We start from the raw sequence: 19,938 nt of genomic DNA, 5'->3' as shown, positions 1-19,938 counted from the left end.
ATTCCTTATCGCAGCTTTCATCTTAATTATCATCATTGTTCAATTAAAGCATCGATTTAAGGGCGGCTTTGATCAGAGTTTCTGAATCCATGCCCTCTTTGTAGGCTGCAGAAACCGATTTGCTCGCCTGCGGTGGTTTATAACCCAGTGAAATTAAAGCTGAAATAGCATCTTCTTCGGCGCTATTGACTGTCGGCGCGGGTGAGTAATTGGATTGCAGCACGAACTCACGCTCTGAGCCTGCTGAGGCTTCCATCAAGCTCTTGAGCTTATCGCGCATTTCTACCAGTAACCGCTCGGCGGTCTTCTTACCAACACCAGGTAATTTCACTAAGGTCACTATGTCATCGCGCTCAACGCAGCCCACAAATTCTGCGGCTGTCATGCCTGATAAAATGGTCAGTGCAAGCTTAGGACCGACGCCATTGGTCTTGATCAGTAAGCGAAATAACGCCCTTTCCTGCTTAGTGATAAAACCATAGAGTAGCTGTGCATCTTCACGTACCACAAAGTGGGTGTAGACCATAGTTTCATGATTAACTTCAGGCAGCTCATAAAAGCTAGTAAGCGGCATCTGCAACTCGTAACCAACACCGTTAACATCGATCAAAATTTCTGGTGCTTGTTTCTCAACGAGCACGCCCCGTAAACGACCTATCATCTGTACCGTCCGTATGTTCTTGCCGTTGCCCGGCCACTCAATGCAATTAAACTCTGGCTGGTGTGATAATGACACACAGCAACACCGAGTGCATCTGCGGCGTCAGCTTGTGGGGCTGCGGGTAATTTAAGTAGTTGTTGGATCATGTGTTGTACTTGGGCTTTCTGCGCTCGCCCCGTACCCACGACAGCGCTCTTAATTTGAGTCGCACTGTATTCAGCCACAGGTAAATTGGCGACTGTGGCAGCAACAATGGCCGCGCCGCGTGCTTGGCCTAACTTGAGCGCAGAATCGGCATTTTTTGCCATAAATACGCGCTCAATCGCAAATTCGTCCGGTTGATACTGACGAATAATCTCAGTGATCCCATCAAATATTTGCTTGAGCCTGCCAGGCAGCTCTTCAGACGAAGTGCGAATACAACCACTGCCGAGGTAAATCTGATGCCGTCCCTGACATTGGATCACGCCGTAGCCTGTGATCCGTGAACCTGGGTCAACACCTAAAATAATTGCCATTCAATACCTTATATGGGATCTACATTTGCGTCCCTGTTCCTACGTTAGCGTTTGCGAGCTGAAATGGGCATCAATTGACGCCCCAATTCAGCTCACAGTCAATCTAGCCTAGGCTTGCCATCACATCATCGGAGATTTCCGCATTATGATACACCTCTTGCACATCATCGTGATCTTCAAGGGTGTCGATAAGGCGCATAAATTTTTCGGCGGTTTCTAGATCAAGCTCAGCTTTCGTCGAGGCTATCATCGCGATTTCGGCATTATCCGCCACAAAATGGGCGTTATCGAGCGCCTCTTTCACCATATAGAAATCAACGGGATCAGTAAAAACATCCACAGCACCATCATCATAGCTGACAATATCTTCCGCGCCCGCTTCAAGCGCCGCTTCCATCAATGCATCTTCATCAGTTCCCGGCGCATAGGATAACACCCCACGCTTAGTGAACAGATAAGAAACCGACCCATCCGTGCCTAAGTTACCGCCCGATTTACTAAACGCATTACGTACACCACTCACAGTACGATTACGATTGTCCGTCATGGTTTCAACCATCACAGCGGTGCCGCCTGGGCCATAACCTTCATAGAGAATGGTTTCGAGTTGCTGGCCTTCTAATTCACCGGCGCCGCGTTTAATCGCACGCTCAACCGTGTCTCGGGTCATATTGCCACCAAGGGCTTTATCGATGGCGACACGTAATCGTGGATTGGAGTCGGGATCTGAGCCACCTTCACGGGCTGCAACGGTTAACTCGCGAATGAATTTAGTAAAGAGTTTACCGCGTTTAGCATCTTGAGCCGCTTTACGGTGCTTAATGTTGGCCCATTTACTGTGACCTGCCATGGGAAGTCTCCTCTACTTAGGTATCATCTAGGTGCCATCGCAAAGCTTATCAAGAGCCGAAGGTGGAATGAGACTAAATAACGGCTATTTACTTAAAGGATTGAACTAACAGATATTGATAAGCGGTGGAATGACGGTTCACTAAAACAAACCGAGGCTCATGCCTCGGTTTTCGGTACGACTAAAAATAACTGATAAGGGTTAACCCAAATCGACTTACACAAAAACGAGTTACACTAAAACGATTTACATAATGTCGATTTGAATAAGGTCGATTTACAAAAGTCGCCTTACAAAGCCCTCTTACAAAAGATCAGTCTTCCGCTTTAATGGCTTTCTCAACCACGGCAATACCCAGTTCAGCTAACTGCTGCGGATTGGCAAAACCAGGCGCGTTAGTTAACGGACAAGCTGCAGTGGTGGTTTTCGGGAACGCCATCACATCGCGGATTGAGCTTGCGCCCGTCATCAGCATGATGATGCGGTCTAAACCAAACGCTAAACCTGCATGTGGCGGTGTGCCGTAACGCAGCGCTTCTAACAGGAAGCCGAATTTCTCTTTAGCTTCATCGTCAGTAATACCCAGAATACGGAATACCGCAGACTGCATTTCTTGGTTGTGGATACGCACTGAACCACCGCCTAATTCGCAGCCGTTTAATACCATATCGTAAGCATCAGAAACGCGATTTGCTGGGTTAGCTTCAAGTTCAGCTGCCGTTACGCCGCGCGGTGCGGTGAACGGATGGTGAACCGCGTGGAAGTTGCCGTTGATTTTCTCAAACATTGGGAAGTCAACTACCCACAGTGGACGCCATTCTCCTTGTAATAAGCTGAAATCTTCGCCCGCTTTAAGACGCAGTGCGCCCATAGATTCGGCAACCACAGTCGCCTGATCTGCACCAAACAGGATAATGTCACCAGTTTGCGCGCCAGTGCGGCTCACGATTTCATTGACTATGCTTTCATTTAAGAATTTTAGCACAGGTGATTGAATGCCTTCTAAGCCAAGGCTTAGGTCATTAATCTTCATCCACGCTAAGCCTTTAGCGCCATAGATGCCAACAAATTTAGTGTAATCATCTATTTGCTTACGAGACAGCGCAGCGCCGCCCGGAATACGCAGTGCAGCAACACGGCCTTCTTCATCGTTCGCAGGACCAGAGAATACCGCAAATTCGACTTCTTTGAGTAAATCGGCAATGTCCACCAGCTCTAATGGGTTACGTAAATCTGGCTTATCTGAACCAAAACGACGCATCGCTTCGTTGTAAGTCATGCGCGGGAACTCGCCAAGATCGACGTTCAGCATTTCAAGGAACAGACCACGCATCATCTCTTCGGTTTTCGCCATCACTTGCTCAGAGCTCATGAAAGACGTTTCGATATCGATTTGGGTGAATTCTGGCTGACGGTCGGCACGTAAGTCTTCATCACGAAAGCATTTTACGATTTGATAGTAACGATCAAAACCTGACATCATCAGCAACTGTTTAAACAGCTGTGGTGATTGTGGCAAGGCAAAGAACTGACCTTTATAAGTACGGCTTGGTACTAAATAATCGCGGGCACCTTCTGGGGTTGCCTTGGTCAGGATCGGTGTTTCTATGTCTAAGAAACCGTTTGAGTCGAGGAAACGACGCACAGAACTGGTCACTTTAGCGCGGAAAATTAATCGCTGCGCCATTTCTGGGCGACGTAAATCTAAGTAACGATACTTAAGACGTTGCTCTTCGCTGTTGTTCTGGTAGTTATCCATGCTCAATGGCAGTGGATCGGCAGCATTGATAATCGTCAAGGCTTGACCTAAGACTTCAATCTCACCCGTCTTCATTTGACCATTGACTTGGCTATCAGGACGGGCACGAACTAAGCCTTTGACCTGAACGCAAAATTCGGCGCGCAGCGTGCTAGCGACATTGAACACCTCAGGTAAGTCTGGATCATAGACCACTTGGATGAGACCTTCTCTGTCTCTTAAATCTAAAAAGACAACGCCACCCAAATCACGGCTACGATTAACCCAACCTACCAAGGTAACTTCTTGTCCAACGTGAGACTTATTGACGTCTCCACAATAATGACTGCGCATCTAACTCTATCCTTTATCCGGAAACCGGTGCTTTGGAAATAATCAAAACGAGATAAAAGCGGCATTATAGTAAAATAATACCGATTACCAAAGTACTTCACACTTAGGCGGTGAAGTATCAAACAGTTTTACGCCCTTGACTAGAGGCGAACGCACTATCTGAGCATGAGCGTTCAAAAAAACATCAAGCTGAGCGATAACAGCGCCCGCCGCTACTTTTTGCTTGGTACATCAGCTGATCGGCTTTTTTCAATAAACCTATCGCTGTGTCACCATCACGGGGGTAAATCACCACGCCAATACTAACCGCTATGCTGACACTGACGCCTTGAATAAGCAAAGGGCTCGTCAGTGCCTGTAGAATATTATCAGCAACTTGGGTAGCGGCATCGAGATCTTGCACACGATTTAGCAGGATAACAAACTCATCGCCGCCAAATCGCGCAACGGTATCTGATCCACGGATAACCTTGGTTAACTTTTGGGCGACCAGTACCAATAATTCATCGCCAATGGGATGACCGTGTTGGTCATTGATTTGTTTAAAACCATCGAGATCGATGAATAACAAAGCGAAATGTGCCTGTTCTCTGCGATGAGATAGCAAAGCTTGGGTTAGTCTGTCATCAAGTAAGGCACGATTGGGCAACTGAGTTAAAGCATCATGATTAGCCACATGCAGCAAACGTTTTTCTGCCACCAATCGCTGGGTGATCTCACGATTTAAGCGACGATTCACTAATAACACCGCCACCATCACTAAGCACAAGATTATCACGCCAAACACGATATAACGCAGCCATTGCAGATATTTAGCACTCTCTGTCGCCACAGAAAATGACACCCAGCGCGTATATATTTTTTGCTGATGTTGAGCATCAACCAAAGCCAAAGCTTTGTTAATCAACGGCACCAGCGGCGCAAATTGAGGATAAACACCAATATGACTGTGTTGATCGGCGAGATCACTGAGCAGCGACATTTTCAGTGTCGGATAGTGGCTGGTTTTAAGCTCAGAAGCTAAAGTCACCACTTTATCGATAAACACATCCGCATTGCCATTCGTCACGGCCGCTAATCCGGCCTGCGTATTTGGCACTATGACTAACTTGAGCGAAGGCTCCAGACTCATCAATTGCGCCACCAAATGATATCCCTCAACCACAGCCACCCTTTGACCTGCGAGCTGAGCAATATTAAAAACCGAGACTTGTTCCAGTTGCGACACTAAGGCCCACGGCGATGGCCAATAGGCTTCACTAAACGCTAAACGCTGCTGGCGCTCCGCCGTTTGCGCGACGCTGCCGGCTAAACTCACCTCGCCCTTTTGCAACGCCTCGATTAACGAATGCCAATCATCAAAGGCAACGGGCGTGAGCTTAAGTTTGAGTTGTTCCTTGAGCAATTTGACGATATCACTATTGATCCCCGCAAACTCACCCTGCTCATCCATAAACTCCATCGGTGGCCATTGCTTTAAATAACCGACTTTGAGTTCGCCTACACTTTCCACATAGGCCTGTTCTGCTGGGCTTAGGCTGACATGGCGCTCAGCTTGGATAAAAACATGATCTTTAGGATTGAGCATCCATTTATGTTCAACCTCAGCAAATTCTTGATTGCTAATACTGTTAAACCCATTGGCTATCCTCTGTGTAAGGCCAGCATCATCGCTACGGGTCAGCACATAAATATTGGTGCTAAATTCGAGATCAGGATACTGGCTAAAGTCAGACCAGCCTTTATTGAGCAGTAAATAATGGGATGTCCATGCACCCGCGGCGATAAAACCGACAACTTCTCCAGACCTCGCCCCCTCCACCATGGCATCCATACTGTCGTAATAACGCAGTGACACTTGGGGTAATGCTTTACGCAAATCCACCAAATAAGGCGCTGTAGGCACCACACCAATACGTTTACCTTTTAAGCTGTCTAAATCGGTTAACTGTTGCTGATAGAGAAAGAGTCGACTCTTCACCGTATATAAATGCCAAGCCTGAGTAAGGCCCGTTTTAACATCATCACTTTCAGGATAACCTATATGGGCATCGGCGAGACCACGACGAACATCGTCCACGCTGGAGTTCATATCACCAGAAATAAAATCAACGGCAATACCCGTTTTCTCAGACCAAAGCTGCCACATGTCCACATACAAACCATGGGGTAAACCATCGACCCCTAAGTCCACAAAAGGCTCGGCGCCCAGTTGCATCGAAATAACAATCCCAGCTTGTTGACGTTGATAGCCAAGCCAACGTCGCTCCGTTTGCTGAATAAAGTGCGCATCGAGCGCAGTGAAACCTTTATTGATTTTATCGACTAATGCAAGATTGCCCTTTTGAACTGCGGGTACAAACTGCATCGCCTTAATTTGAAGGCGGGCAGTATTGGGAAAGTTTGCGGCAATCTCTTGGGATGAGTCGGGATCTTTCAAATAGCCTTCTAACCCCGCAAAGACTACGATCTCGCCCGCGGCGACCCCTACCAATAATTTCTCACGACTTTCGTAGCGTTTAAACACAAGCTGCGGTTCGATACGGTGTAATTCCGCTTCATGGGATGAAGCCGCTACCACACCAATTTGAAAGGGGATCAGTTCTTTGATGGATTTTTTGCCCTGCAAGGATTTATGCAAATACAAAAAAGTGCCCACATCCGCAATGGGCACCGCAAAATCAAATTCTTGCTCTCGCTCTGGGATTTTCCCCATGCCGATATGCACTTGCGCTTTACCTTGCCGCAGTTGATCAAGGGACTCATGCCAGTGGCGCGCCACAAAAACCACTTGGGTATGGCTTTGTTTAGCCCACTCTTTCCATAAATCAACCAGTAATCCAGTCGGCTCGCCATCGTTGTCGACATATTGATAGGGAAAGCTATCCTCACCCATAACGATGATTAATGGCTCAGAGGACAACGGACTTGCCTGCCCCGTTATACTCAAAAAACAGCTGCACAAGATCACAATTAAGTGGATCACAAACTTCAAGTTGAGCCCTTAGTACTTGATGTACATGTAACGATTTTGTTATCTATTAAGTATTAGACAAAAATTTATCGCAAATTACTAGCATGAGACTTGCTGCTAATCGCTCTGATTCGTTAAAATGCGCAGTTGAATTCCCATGAAAAATCTCAGATGAACGTTTCTCAAGACACTATCTACGCTCAAGCGAGCGAGCATATTAGCGATTTCCAGTTTGATAACCGTGTAGCAGGCGTATTCAGTGACATGATCCGCCGCTCAGTGCCTGGATATACGCAAATTATCAATACCATAGGCGATTTTGCAGATCGTTTCGTCATGCCAAATACTCAAATTTACGATTTGGGTTGCTCACTCGGTGCCGCGACCTTAAGTATTCGTCGCCAAATCCAAGGCCGCCAATGTCGCATTATTGCTGTAGATAACAGTGAATCTATGGTCGCACGCTGCCAAGAGAACCTGAATGCCTATGTCAGCGATACAGATGTCGATCTGGTTTGCGGTGATATTCGCGATATCGATATTAAAAATGCCTCACTAGTGGTACTCAATTTTACCTTGCAATTTTTACCACCAGAAGACAGAGAAACCCTGATAGCCAAGATTTATCAGGGTCTTAATCCCGGCGGGATTTTAGTGCTGTCAGAAAAAATTCGCTTCGAAGATGCTCCTATCCAAACCTTATTGGAAGAGCAACATTTGGACTTTAAACGCGCTAATGGTTACAGCGAACTTGAGATCAGCCAAAAACGCAGTGCGCTGGAAAATGTCATGAAGCCCGACACCTTAACCACGCATCAACAACGACTCACCAGCCAAGGCTTTAGTCATTTTAGTCTCTGGTTCCAATGCTTTAACTTTGCTTCTATGGTGGCCATCAAGTGATCAGCTTTAGCTCATTTTACCAACAAATCGCCGATTCGAATCTACAGCACTGGCTCGAAACCCTGCCGAGTATTTTAGGCAAGTGGCAACGAGATCATAAACACGGCAACCTGCCAAAGTGGGAAAAAGTGCTCAACAAGCTGCACTATCCTGCACCAGATCAAATAGATTTTATCGATAGCGTGACCGTCGGTAGCGGCGAGCAACTCAGCCCTGGTGAAAAAGAGAAGCTTGAAAACCTACTGCGTCTGTTTATGCCATGGCGTAAAGGCCCCTTCCACATTCATGGTATCCATATCGATACCGAATGGCGCAGTGACTGGAAGTGGGACCGCGTTAAGCAACATATTTCGCCGCTGAAAAACCGCACTGTGCTCGATGTCGGTTGTGGCAGTGGTTATCACATGTGGCGCATGTTGGGCTCAGGTGCTAAACGTGTCGTCGGTATCGACCCTTCGCCGTTGTTTTTATGTCAGTTTGAAGCCGTCAAACGTTTAGCGGGCACACATCATCCTGTGCACTTGTTGCCTCTTGGCATTGAAGAGCTGCCACCGCTCGATGCATTTGACACGGTTTTCTCCATGGGCGTTTTATATCACAGACGTTCGCCTATCGATCACTTGTTACAGCTGCGTGATCAATTGCGCACCGGTGGTGAGCTCGTGCTAGAAACCTTGGTGATAGATGGCGACGAAAATGCCGTACTCGTGCCTCAAGATAGATATGGCAAAATGAATAATGTATGGTTCATTCCATCTGTTGCCGCGCTCATGCTCTGGTTAAAGAAGTGTGATTTCACTGATATCCGTTGTGTCGATACCGATGTCACAGCCCTTGCCGAGCAACGCCGTACCGACTGGATGCCCAACGAATCACTGGTTGAATACCTAGATCCTAACGACATCACCAAAACGGTTGAAGGTTATCCTGCGCCCAAACGCGCCACGATTATCGCAGTAAAAAATCAACCTAATCAGGATTTAAACTAACCTTTTCAGTCTGAAGTAAGCGAATATCAGTCATTGCGTCCTCAAGGTTTGAGTTAGTAATGGCTGATATCAAAAGCCGAAAGATCACCATTCCTCTAGTTCATCAGGAATATGTAAGTGTTCAGCAGCTCAGTGTAACTCCTTCCTTGAATAGCAATACATTGGCGACTCCCACCCTTATCGTTGACATCCAGAACAGAACAGGGTTTCATGCATAACAATGACTTGAAGCTAACTCAATTGGATACTAAGTCAAAGTTAACTCATTCCATCACAGATGCAGAACACATAACCCATGTTAAAACCCACTTTACTGGTTAGCCTGTTTGGCTTGAGCCTTTATGTTACGAATGCCGCCTATGCGGCGCCAAGCCCTGTTCCCCTCTTAGTTGAACAATGCCTGCGTTTGCCAAGTATTGATCTCGCGACTGTGTTCGCCAATGCTCGTTTAACTGCGTCTGAATTAACCTTGGCCCAGCGCGCGCTTATTTTTGAGCAACAGATGTTAGGGCTTAATAATATCAACGACAGGCTCAACTATTACCGTGGGTTTAACTTACCAAGTGAGGAACGCGAGGGTCTACTGCAATGCCAGCTACACCTCGCCGACACCCTGTCGCAACTTCTCAGCCAAACTGAATTGAGCCAACTCGCCTACGCCTTAGCCCAAGGCAATGCAGAACAAATACTGCTGAGCCAACAGCTTAAACAATTGCTACAACAACATTGGAGCGCCGAGGAGAAAGCGAAATTACATACAGCGCAAGCCAGTATAGGCCAAGGGTTAGGCAGTCAACAATTTAGTCTTGCCTTCAATGACATCCAATGCCAACCTGAAGTGACTCAGCAACATCATCTGCATACAAAAGAGGATAAAAGTGACGAGCCGAAGCCCGACAGTTCAAAGCAGAGCGACTTTTCTGGCACTATAGTCAGTTACTTACTGACGCAAGAAAACGCCGTATGTCGCCAAAATGTATGGCAGGCCTACCAAGCCAGAGCCAGTGAAACCAACCAAACGGCATTAGAGCGTATTGCTGAGCAGCGCCAACAAGCCGCCACTACTGCAGGCTTTACCGATTACAGCGCATTAGCGCTTAGTTCGCAGCAGTTATCGTCCCCTGAATTAGTCAAAGCCTTTCTCGATAGCCAAACCCAAAATCTGCAAGTGGCTCCCTGGGATATTGGGCGAACCCTGTCACAACAAGCATCAGCTAAGGGGCCGACATGGCAAACTTCTGACGTCTTGAGTCGCAGCTTTACTTATCTGCAAGTGTTTGGTTTGCAGTTTGAGACCATAGCAACCGCCAACGCCGAGAAAACACCAACCGTTCCTAATCGGCCGCATATCGTCAGGGTCTACCACCAGCAAAGATTGTTGGGTGAAATCTATGTGGCTTACAACCATAATTCACAGCAAGGTAGTCAACAGCAGACATTGCGTCAAAGTGTACTTGGCCAGCAATTTGGACAACAAGCTTTAGATCTCAAGCCACAGCTGAGTAACTACAAAGACATTGAGCAATTAACCGAGTCTATCGCAGAGGCTGTCACTTCTCTTGCTAAAGCGAGCCATTTCTACCTCAACAATGCCATGGGACAGAGTCAAGATAGCTATTTTGTGGCGAGTCTTTGGTTAGCAGAAGTACTGCGCCATCAACTCTTTCCGCAGTTTGAGCACACCTATTTACAGGAGCGTGAAACACTGGCTAAAGCTTATTCGAAGCAGCTTAAAGTCTTTCGCGCTAAGGTTGCAGTCAACTTTTACCAAAACTCAAGTGCACAAGTCTACCCCGATCTCGGTGCGGAGTTTAATGCGAGCTTTGGTCAAGACTGGCCACAAACACAGGATTATCCTTATAGCTTCAATGCTATCGCCAACGAAGGACCGCTCTACTACCAATCACTCTGGCAAGCATCGCTAGCCCAGCTGGTAGCTCAATCCACATTCAACTGCCAAGACAAACTAAAATTATTCAATGTATTAGTCATCAATGAAGACGCTTTGAGCTTAAGTGACCAATTAAAAGCGGTCATTGGCGCCCCCGTTGATAGTGCTGCGCTGATCCAAAGAATTTCAAATAGCACCGCTTCAGAACATGCTGACAATTCCAACACCCAAGCTTTCGACGCAACAGGTTCTTGTGCGTTTTAAGTGTTAATGCTTAGGATGTGTTTGTGACTCGCTCGGGCGCAAACACAGCTAATCGTCATGATTCGCCTCTCTATCACCTTAATAACTTAGCGCGACATAGTTAGCTGTATGTCGTGAAAACGACTGACTCTATGATATTTAATTGAAAAAGTCGTAAGAAGTGGCCACTATAAGCCTCAATCTATCGGTTTTTTGAGATTATAATGACTCGAGCTAAATCTACCTTAGAACAATGGCGTATTTTGCAAGCGGTGGTCGATTTTGGCGGCTATGCCCAAGCGGCCGAAAAACTCAACAAGAGTCAATCGTCACTTAACCATGCCGTTGCCAAATTACAGCATCAATTAGGTATCGAGCTACTCGAAGTCAAAGGCCGTAAAGCCTATCTCACCCCGCAGGGCGAAGTGCTGCTGCGCCGCTCACGGCATGTCACCCAAGCCGTCAACGAGTTAGAACAACTTGCGAGTAATCTTGAACAAGGGTGGGAGCCGACACTCACGATTGCCCGTGAAATTATCTATCCGATGGAAAGCTTAGTGTGTGCCCTCAATGCGTTTCTGCCCCACAGTCGTGGCACTCGAATCATCATGCTGGACTCAGTGATCACCGGTACTCAAGAGCTCATTCTGCAGAGTAAAGTCGATATTGCTATCTGTGCAGGGGTGCCGCCTAAAGGGTATTTATCCGAACCCTTATGTGAACAAGAACTCTACCTCGTCTGTCATCCAAATCACCCACTCGCTGACTTAGGCACAATTGAAGACGATAAACTATTGGCACAATATCTACAGTTAGTGATCAAAGATACCGGCGTGCAATCCAATATCGACATAGGCTGGCTCAAAGCTGAGCAGCGCTGGACAGTTTCTAACTTTCACGAAGCTAAAGTCATTTTAAATCAAGGTATTGGTTTCTGTTGGATCCCCTCTTTCTTAGTCCAAGAAGAATTGGCTTCGGGTAATCTAGTACGTTTACATCTTGAAGGTAGCCAAAAACGTCGCATCATGTTGAGTTTAGTTATCCCTAATAGGGATCAACAAGGGCCTGCATCAAAACTGCTTGCTTCCTTGATTTTAAAACAGCATGGAATTGAAACGACGAATAGTCATTAACAGCAAGATACCAAACGAGTTATCAATTCGAGTGAGCAAAACGATAAATGCCAACTGCTGATTAAATGCTTAGTTCTTAGTGGCGCTGAGAAGTTGTTTCGAAAAAGATAATGAAAAGCGAATAATGGAAATAGTTAAAGCTTAAAACCTAATCTTACACACTAAAGTCGATATAGCGTGCTTGTTGATAACCCAAATATTGCGGCTGAATAAATCCCGTCTCCTGCAAGAGGTCATCTTCCACATATAACTCGCTCTGCAAAGACACATTCGTATTCGCGCTAGCACTGATATTTGAAGACGGCTCATTTACATCATTTGCGGACAAAACATCCGTAGATTGCAAATTGCTAGGCAGCTCATTTGAAGATGCCAGATAAGAAGGCAGAATATTGGCTTGCGACGTCATATCGACACGAGCTGAAGGTCCTGCACTGGCTTGTGCAACTGCGGCATAATAACGGCTTACAGCACTATCGGATCTTGAGATAAAACCCGTCGCTAAATCCGCTGAAGTTGAAGCTTCTCCAAATGCTAAAGTTGCGGTCGGTGGCTCAATCGTTTCCACTGTGATCGATGTAGTGATTGAGTCACTGATATCAGAAGAGGTTTTCGAACCCGTATCAATAACTCTCGTATTGGCCGTTTGCGCCTCGATCGCTTGTTTTAGCTTATCAAGCGCAGTAGAGGCGGGGGTGAATACAGCCTCTTGGGGCTGAGCAATATTACCTGACTCATCAACGTCTCCCGTCACTACAGGTGTATGTTTTTCTAACGGTGGCAACTCTTTGATTTGAGCATCCGCGTCTATTAATGTTTGAGCCGTTTGCAAGTCAACAATTTGTTTTTGTCGCTCCTCTGCCAGCATCACCTTAGCTTCATTCATTTTTTGCAAGGCTTCCGCGGCAACACGGATATCCGCTGATGACGGGTCAACAGGAGCCATTGCTGCGGCATAAACTTGCTTCATTTTGTTTATCGTTGCAAGCGGGTCGCCTCCCACTGGAGAGACATCAATCTGCACTTCGCCATCGGTGGCGTAACGTTGGCCATCAGCACCCTTTTCATACTTAAAACTCGGGCTCTGAGCGTATTGTCCTCCGACGGTTGCGTGGGCATGCTCATGGGCTTTAACCTCTGAATCTCGAGTTTTAAGTTCATCGACTTGCTGTTGCTGTTGAGCCTGTACTTTTTCTTGGGCTTGTATCTCTTGTTCCTGAGCCTGCTGAACCAGTGATTGCTGCTTTGCCTCTTCCGCTGCTGCTATTTGCTGTTTCCGCGATTCTTCTTCCTGTACTTGCTTTTCAAGCTGATTATCATTTGGGGCAAAGACAGCAGCTAAGACTTGTTGACTATCATCTGGGTTAGACGCTGTCGCAGGAGCATCTACAGGACCAGCTTGAGCCTGAGCTTCACCGAAAACTTGAGTAAATTGCTCTAACACAGTCGGTTGAGCAACATCATTGCTAGCGGATTGATCTACGGCTTGCGCAGAGTTTGACTGACCAACAGGCCCTGCACTCGTTGCTACACTCTTATTTACAGCACTCTTATTTACAGAACTGTTGATTGAAGAATCGGACGTAGTGGGATCAACTAACGCAGTTCCAGTAAAGACAGTTTGTGGTCCAAACACTGCAGCTAAATCAGGCATTATTGGAGAAACATCACCCGTGCTAGATGGATTGAAAGCAGGAATATCAGTACCACTCGTGCCAATTGATGGACTCAGAGGCGTAAAAATATCAACGGGAATATTGCTCGTTACGCTGTGATTTGGACTTATTGTAGCCAAGGAATTTACCCCAAGTCCGCTGTTACTCGTACTCGCGACTGGCGAAAATACCTGAGTAGAAATAGGTGTCGCAATCTGTCCCCCGCGTACACCAGAAATGGATCTTGGTCCTGTTAACAAACTAAAACTCGCATCGGCATGTAAGCTAGCTCGATCATTTAACGTATTTACCTGAGGATTGCTCCTTGGCGTTGGTACGGAAAAAGGATCGATCTTGGGTGCTTGGCTTGCACCATTCAGTACAGGAAGTACAGATGCAGTAGTTGATGAAACAGCACTAGAAGCAGCAAAAGACACATTCGGTGATGAGTGGAGAGATTGGGAAACGTTAGCAGCTAATGAAGTAATAGGCGTGGCTTGAACTGGAGCAAATGAAGTTCCAGTAACCTGTAGTTCATGGACACCACTCGCTTCAATTTTTGCGGAGCCTGCAGTGTGAGCGCGGGCTCCTTGATAAGTGCTATTAGCTTGACTCTGGATTAGGCTCTGGCTTTGAGTCTGGTTTAGATTCGAGCTGAGCATCTTATCATGTGCCGAAAATGAAGAGGATGGCGCTCCAACCTTAGGTGATAGCGCCACAACCGACATGATATTTACACCTTAATATTAATGATCGAACCTATCGTTTCAGAATCAGTTTCAATCACCTCTGTAGAGGCTTCACCTTGTCTTAATGACTCATTTGCCGCCAATAATGCCGAGGTTTTATCGGGCTGAGCAACATCTCTGGCAGGCTCTGCCGGAGATGCACTTTGTGTCGGTGTAGGTTTAGCCACATCTATTGTTGCTTGAGTGAGCCCAGATTGCGCACTTTGCAAGCCTTGCAGACCGGATGAATAAGCAGATTGGATTTGCATAACGGTATTCCTGCACGCTGTGATTAATGGGTCAATTATTGACCAATCACCTGCAAAAGTACAGGTTTTATCCGCATTCTCACCATTTATTTACGGTCTTATTTATCCTGTGATCCAATTGGCTTCCCAATCCTTAAATACGGGATTAAAACCCTGCCGTTGCATCTGTTCGATGACTTGCTCGACGCTGCGATCATCGCTTATCTCAAATTGATCGAGTTGACTGTCGGGTGCTTGATAGCCGCCCGGTTGTGTCGAACTACCCGCACTGATGTGAGTAATTCCAAGTGGTAAAAGATTATCCCTCAGCTCAGGGCTTTCCCTTGTCGACATGCTGATATCAAGCTGATGATTAAAAAGTCTAAATGCACAAATCATTTGTACTAAACCTAAATCCGATAGCATAACTTTTGGGGTGATCCCGCCAGTACAAGGCCTTAACCTTGGCAGCGAAATACTAAAGCGAGTGCGCCAATAGCGACGCTCTAAATAGTCAAGATGATATCCCATCATTAACGCATCTAAACGCCAATCATCCAGCCCCAGTAACACCCCAAGACCAATTTTATCGACCCCCGCCACCGCAACTCTATCCGGTGTTGCTAAGCGATAGGCAAAATCCATTTTTTTACCTCGGGAATGGTGACGAGCATAAGTCTCGGGCTGATAGGTCTCCTGATAAATCATCACAGCATCTAAACCTAGCACGACTAACTGGCGATAATGATCCTCACTCATGGGCTGGACCTCCATCGCCACATGGCTAAATTGCTGCTTTACCAATGGTAAAATTTGTTTGAAGTAATCGATACCGACCTTAGTTTCATGCTCACCCGACACCAGTAAAATAGAATCGAACCCCCTATTTTTGATAATGACCATCTCGGCCATCAACTCCTGCTCATTCAAGGTCTTGCGTTTGAGTTTGTTACTCATGCTAAAACCACAGTAATCACATTCATTAGCGCACAGATTCGAGACGTATAGCGGTAAATACATGCCCAGATTCGCGCCAAATCTCTGCCGCGTAAGCGCCGCTGAATGTTGTGCCATGGTTTCGATATAAGGTTCAGCCGCAGGTGATAACAAGGCCAGTAAGCTGCGTAAATCCCCTGCCGGGCTCACTAACGCCCGTTCGATATCTTGGGCTGTGCAAGAATACAAATCGAGTAACAGTTTATCCCGTGGAATGTTGGCAAATTCAGCTACAAAACTCATTGGTTTAAAAATCCCGTCAGAGGACTGGTCTGTACTGCGCCCGTTTGTACTCGGCCAAGCCCAGCTTCAAAGGCTCGCCGACCGCATTGCACCGCCTCCTTAAAGCACTCGGCCATCACTATCGGCGACGCGCTGCTGGCGATTGCAGTGTTGACGAGCACAGCATCTGCGCCCAGCTCCATTGCCCGCGCAGCCTGTGAAGGCGCGCCAATGCCGGCATCGATCACCACTGGCACCCGCGCCTGCTCTATGATGATTTTTAAAAAGCTTTCAGTGACTAAACCTTGATTACTGCCAATCGGACTCGCCAGTGGCATAACCGCAGCGCAGCCCACTTCTTCTAAACGACGGCACAGCACAGGATCGGCATGCACATAGGGCATCACGATAAAACCTTTATCACAGAGAATCTTAGCCGCTGCTAAGGTTTCAATTGCATCGGGCATCAGGTACTTAGGATCGGGGTGGATTTCGAGCTTAATCCAATGAGTTCCCAGCATTTCACGGGCAAGCTCAGCCGCAAACACCGCTTCCTTGGCGTTTCTCGCCCCCGAAGTGTTAGGCAATAGCCGGACACCCGCTTGACGTAACGGCGTGAGTAAATCATCAAGCCCCATTTTGAAATCAATTCTTTTCATCGCAACTGTCACTAACTGCGATTTTGAAGCCATTATCGCCTCGATCATCACTTGGCTATTACTGAACTTTCCCGTTCCTGTAAATAACCGCGACTCAAACTCCACATCGGCAATCTTTAACATACTAGCCTCCCGCTACAGCTGAGAAAAGTTCTAATTTATCTTCATGTTGGCAGAGAATAGATTGCCAGCGATTACGCGGAATCACCTCAGCATTCAACACGATAGCAACCGAATCGAGTGCAATATTTTGTGCGAGGATCACAGCCGCGAGTGACGTCGGTTCAGATAACGACTGCGGGATATTGTTTATGTGAATTAAAATCATATCAAATCTCAAGACTATCTTTATTTGATGATAGATAAGCCCCTTTGGGACAACACACGTCACAATGGGGATCCCGCGTTAATACCGCAGCGGTCCACACAAGTGATTTAGCGTCAAAGCGCCAAAAACGCCCCAACAAGGCATTTTTCGGTGCATCACCACCGCTATTCACACTCAGCAAGAGTTGCATGGCCACCAAAGATTGCATTGACGCCATCACGCCCACGCTGGGGCCGAGTACACCTTGGGTACTGCAGCTCTGCGACACTCTTGTCTGTGCGGGGAAAATACAGTGATAGCAACCGCCAGAGGGGAGCTGCATTTGATTGACTGCAAATAATTGACCGCTAAATGCTGCGATTGACGCACTAACTAAAGGCAAAGCAGCTTCGATACAGCAGCGATTAATGGATTGGCGAGTCGCAAAGTTATCTGTGCAGTCAAGCACGAGCACTCTTTTACCCTGTTGTTTTAATTGTAAAACCTCAGCGAAGTGATGAGCTGATGTCTCATCACTAAATGCTGTTTCATGGGCAGTAACAGTGCACTGCGGCGCTAAGCCTTTAAGCTTTTGCTTGGCAACTCGCGCCTTATTGAGTCCAATGTCGGCATCGGTGAATAGCAATTGTCTTGGTAGATTCGAAACTTCAACCTTATCCATGTCGATTAAGGTCAAGCGACTAATACCTGCACAGGCCAGATATTGCGCCGCCAATTGCCCTAAACCGCCAAGCCCTACAATAACAACGCTGGCGTCGGCCAGTTGTAATTGCCCTGCCTCACCGACTTCTGGCAATAAGACTTGCCGAGAATAGCGGATGAAATCAGCATCACTGAGTGTATGAGCGCTTTGTGTACCGTCGCAAAGAACGTCTGCGTGAGAAAGCGGTTGGTTTTTACTCATGCTTAGCAACCTCATGCTTTACAGCCAGTTCTTCAGACAAGCTACATTGCTCCCAAGCTTGGCTCAGCTCTGCGAACGCTGCTAACGGATCCTTAGCTTTCGTTATTGCGCGCACCACAGCAATATTGCCTACCCCAGTAGCTTTCACCTTTGCCAGATTATCTAAGTCGATGCCGCCAATGGCGACCAAGGGATAATGGTCTTGGAGTAACGCCACATAGTGCTTAAGTTTTGCGAGCCCTTGGGGCGCAGAAGGCATTTGCTTCGTCGTGGTTGGGAATATATGCCCAAGCGCTATGTAGGATGGCGAGTATTGATGCGCCAATAGCAACTCGAAATAACTGTGGCTGGATAGACCTAACGCGAGTCCCGCGGCTTGAATGGCCGCTAAGTCGGTAACGGCGAGATCTTCTTGGCCTAAATGTACCCCAAAGGCATGGTATTTTATCGCTAACTGCCAGTGATCATTGATAAAAAGCTGCGCATTAAAATGCTTGCCTAAGGCAATAGCCGTTTGAATTTTTGCCTCTAATTCAGAGCCAATTAACTCAGGTTCGCCTGACTTAGATTTGCCTGACTCACATCTACCTAGCGCAGACTTACCTGAATCAGATTCGGCTAACACTGCAGCGGTTGACTCGCTTGAATCGGTTTTTATCCGTAACTGTACGGTTTTAACGCCCGCAGCTAACAAACTCTCCAGCATGGTTAAGTCACTCACCACGGGATAAACACCAAGATCGGCATCGAGCACTTTAAAACCGTGGGATGAGATGTATTGAGCTGGCGTCGAAGTTATTCTTACCTGAGCGGTTGCCTGATCTGTTGCGGAAAAAACTGTTGCAACTAAATCATTACCAACATCAAAATGTTGGTTGAGGTGATAACTAATAAAATTGCCATCACACAGATTTATCTTGGCATAGCGGGACAAGTCATTGGGCCACCCCGTACGGGCCAACGGCCCTGGACCTTGCCCTAAACCAATCGCCGCGCTTAAGCCTTGACTCACATAGGCTTTTGCAACAACCACCGCATCTTGCAATACAAAACCCTGCGCTAACACGGCGGCAATGGCCGATGACAAAGTACAGCCGCTGCCATGGTTATGACGTGTATTAACCCGCGGGCTTGCCAACCAGAAACGCCCATTTTGATGCAGCTCAGAGCTAGCGCGTACTTGATGGCAAACCAGATAATCCTCGGCAAGCTCAAAATCCCAGCCGTTGCTATCGAGAGTGCTAACATGAACATTAGCCTGAGTTTGAGCATGAGTGTTATCGTGAGTTTTAGCATGAGTATCAGCAAGAATGTCAGTGCTGCCAAAGCTCACATCGCCCCCTTTGGCGAGCACACTGCAATCTAAACTCTGGGATAAAGCCTGTGCTGCAGCAACGAACTGCGATTTGGTCGAAACATCACTGTTAGTTAACCGCCCAAGTTCAAGCACATTGGGCGTGATAAGTTCGATTAAACCTTTGAAAGGCCTAAAATCTAAGGCTGATTTAGCCGTACTTTTTATATCCTGACTGTTATCTACTGCTAATGCATCACCACAACTGGCGACCATCACAGGATCGACAATTACAGGCACTGATGGATAGTGGATTTTAAAACTCGCGATCCAATCTGCCAGCAATGCGACTTGAGATTGATCTGCCAGTAAGCCGATTTTGATCGCTTTGGGTGGCAAGTCTGAAAGTAAAGTGGTCAACTGAGCCATTAACATCGCCGCTGATACGGGCTCGACTAAAGTGACCGCCACTGAGCTTTGCGCCGTCACTGTGGTGATCACGCTGCAACCGTGGCAGCCCAAATCCTGAATCGTTGCCAAGTCCGCCTGAATACCGGCACCGCCGCCGCTGTCTGAACCGGCTATAGTCCAGACAAACGCGGGGCGCTCGGTATTCATGGGCAATTTCCCCCCATGAATACCCAGCATCA

At 47.0% G+C, this 19,938-nt stretch carries 16 protein-coding genes; 4 read left to right on the top strand and 12 right to left on the bottom strand.

What is annotated here, in order from left to right; all coding sequences use genetic code 11:
* Nucleotides 1-43: 43 nt before the first annotated feature.
* From ruvA to RA178_RS11025, 5 genes are all read right to left on the bottom strand, one after another.
* Nucleotides 44-661 (bottom strand): Holliday junction branch migration protein RuvA, encoded by a 618-nt coding sequence (gene ruvA / locus RA178_RS11045; RefSeq protein ID WP_028759853.1) that lies wholly within the window; start codon nt 659-661, stop codon nt 44-46.
* Nucleotides 658-1,179, bottom strand: coding sequence for a crossover junction endodeoxyribonuclease RuvC (gene ruvC / locus RA178_RS11040; protein ID WP_006081743.1), 522 nt, complete (start codon nt 1,177-1,179; stop codon nt 658-660). The genes ruvA and ruvC overlap by 4 nt, the downstream gene beginning before the upstream one ends.
* Nucleotides 1,180-1,282: 103 nt before the next feature.
* Complete coding sequence (locus tag RA178_RS11035; RefSeq protein WP_306685356.1) at nt 1,283-2,029, bottom strand: YebC/PmpR family DNA-binding transcriptional regulator; 747 nt, start codon at nt 2,027-2,029, stop codon at nt 1,283-1,285.
* Nucleotides 2,030-2,342: 313 nt separating this feature from the next.
* Entirely contained in the window at nt 2,343-4,121 is a 1,779-nt protein-coding gene (aspS, locus tag RA178_RS11030; protein ID WP_306685355.1) for an aspartate--tRNA ligase, read from the bottom strand.
* Between the two features lie 184 nt (nt 4,122-4,305).
* Nucleotides 4,306-7,116 (bottom strand): diguanylate cyclase domain-containing protein, encoded by a 2,811-nt coding sequence (locus tag RA178_RS11025; RefSeq protein WP_306685354.1) that lies wholly within the window; start codon nt 7,114-7,116, stop codon nt 4,306-4,308.
* A 150-nt stretch (nt 7,117-7,266) separates the two neighbouring features.
* Between RA178_RS11025 and cmoA the strand changes: the two genes are divergently transcribed.
* From cmoA to RA178_RS11005, 4 genes are all read left to right on the top strand, one after another.
* Nucleotides 7,267-7,998 (top strand): carboxy-S-adenosyl-L-methionine synthase CmoA, encoded by a 732-nt coding sequence (gene cmoA / locus RA178_RS11020; RefSeq protein WP_263167323.1) that lies wholly within the window; start codon nt 7,267-7,269, stop codon nt 7,996-7,998.
* Nucleotides 7,995-8,987, top strand: a complete 993-nt coding sequence (cmoB, locus tag RA178_RS11015; protein ID WP_263178358.1) for a tRNA 5-methoxyuridine(34)/uridine 5-oxyacetic acid(34) synthase CmoB — start codon at nt 7,995-7,997, stop codon at nt 8,985-8,987. Before cmoA ends, cmoB begins: the two co-directional genes overlap by 4 nt.
* 295 nt (nt 8,988-9,282) lie before the next feature.
* On the top strand, nt 9,283-11,142 hold the full coding sequence (locus tag RA178_RS11010; RefSeq protein WP_306685353.1) for a M3 family metallopeptidase: 1,860 nt from the start codon (nt 9,283-9,285) through the stop codon (nt 11,140-11,142).
* 203 nt (nt 11,143-11,345) lie between these two features.
* The gene (locus tag RA178_RS11005; RefSeq protein ID WP_113940376.1) at nt 11,346-12,254 is read left to right on the top strand and encodes a LysR family transcriptional regulator; all 909 of its coding nucleotides are present in this window, start codon (nt 11,346-11,348) and stop codon (nt 12,252-12,254) included.
* A gap of 154 nt (nt 12,255-12,408) precedes the next feature.
* On the opposite strand, the gene RA178_RS11000 is transcribed toward RA178_RS11005, so the two are convergent.
* The 7 genes from RA178_RS11000 to thiE form a co-directional block, all read right to left on the bottom strand.
* The gene (locus RA178_RS11000) at nt 12,409-14,637 is read right to left on the bottom strand and encodes a putative metalloprotease CJM1_0395 family protein (protein ID WP_306685352.1); all 2,229 of its coding nucleotides are present in this window, start codon (nt 14,635-14,637) and stop codon (nt 12,409-12,411) included.
* 5 nt (nt 14,638-14,642) lie between these two features.
* Nucleotides 14,643-14,906 (bottom strand): chemotaxis protein, encoded by a 264-nt coding sequence (locus RA178_RS10995; protein WP_113940374.1) that lies wholly within the window; start codon nt 14,904-14,906, stop codon nt 14,643-14,645.
* Nucleotides 14,907-15,008: 102 nt separating this feature from the next.
* Nucleotides 15,009-16,124, bottom strand: coding sequence for a 2-iminoacetate synthase ThiH (gene thiH / locus RA178_RS10990; RefSeq protein ID WP_306685351.1), 1,116 nt, complete (start codon nt 16,122-16,124; stop codon nt 15,009-15,011).
* Nucleotides 16,121-16,885, bottom strand: coding sequence for a thiazole synthase (locus RA178_RS10985; RefSeq protein ID WP_306685350.1), 765 nt, complete (start codon nt 16,883-16,885; stop codon nt 16,121-16,123). The genes thiH and RA178_RS10985 overlap by 4 nt, the downstream gene beginning before the upstream one ends.
* 1 nt (nt 16,886) lies before the next feature.
* On the bottom strand, nt 16,887-17,090 hold the full coding sequence (thiS, locus tag RA178_RS10980; RefSeq protein WP_306685349.1) for a sulfur carrier protein ThiS: 204 nt from the start codon (nt 17,088-17,090) through the stop codon (nt 16,887-16,889).
* Nucleotide 17,091: 1 nt separating this feature from the next.
* Nucleotides 17,092-17,994 (bottom strand): HesA/MoeB/ThiF family protein, encoded by a 903-nt coding sequence (locus RA178_RS10975; RefSeq protein ID WP_306685348.1) that lies wholly within the window; start codon nt 17,992-17,994, stop codon nt 17,092-17,094.
* The gene (gene thiE / locus RA178_RS10970; RefSeq protein ID WP_306685409.1) at nt 17,987-19,936 is read right to left on the bottom strand and encodes a thiamine phosphate synthase; all 1,950 of its coding nucleotides are present in this window, start codon (nt 19,934-19,936) and stop codon (nt 17,987-17,989) included. The genes RA178_RS10975 and thiE overlap by 8 nt, the downstream gene beginning before the upstream one ends.
* Nucleotides 19,937-19,938 lie beyond the last annotated feature (2 nt).

This window comes from Shewanella oncorhynchi (assembly GCF_030848765.1).
Taxonomy (GTDB): domain Bacteria; phylum Pseudomonadota; class Gammaproteobacteria; order Enterobacterales; family Shewanellaceae; genus Shewanella; species Shewanella oncorhynchi.
Note: the sequence above shows the minus strand (reverse complement) of the source record. Positions and strands in the feature narration are given on the sequence as shown.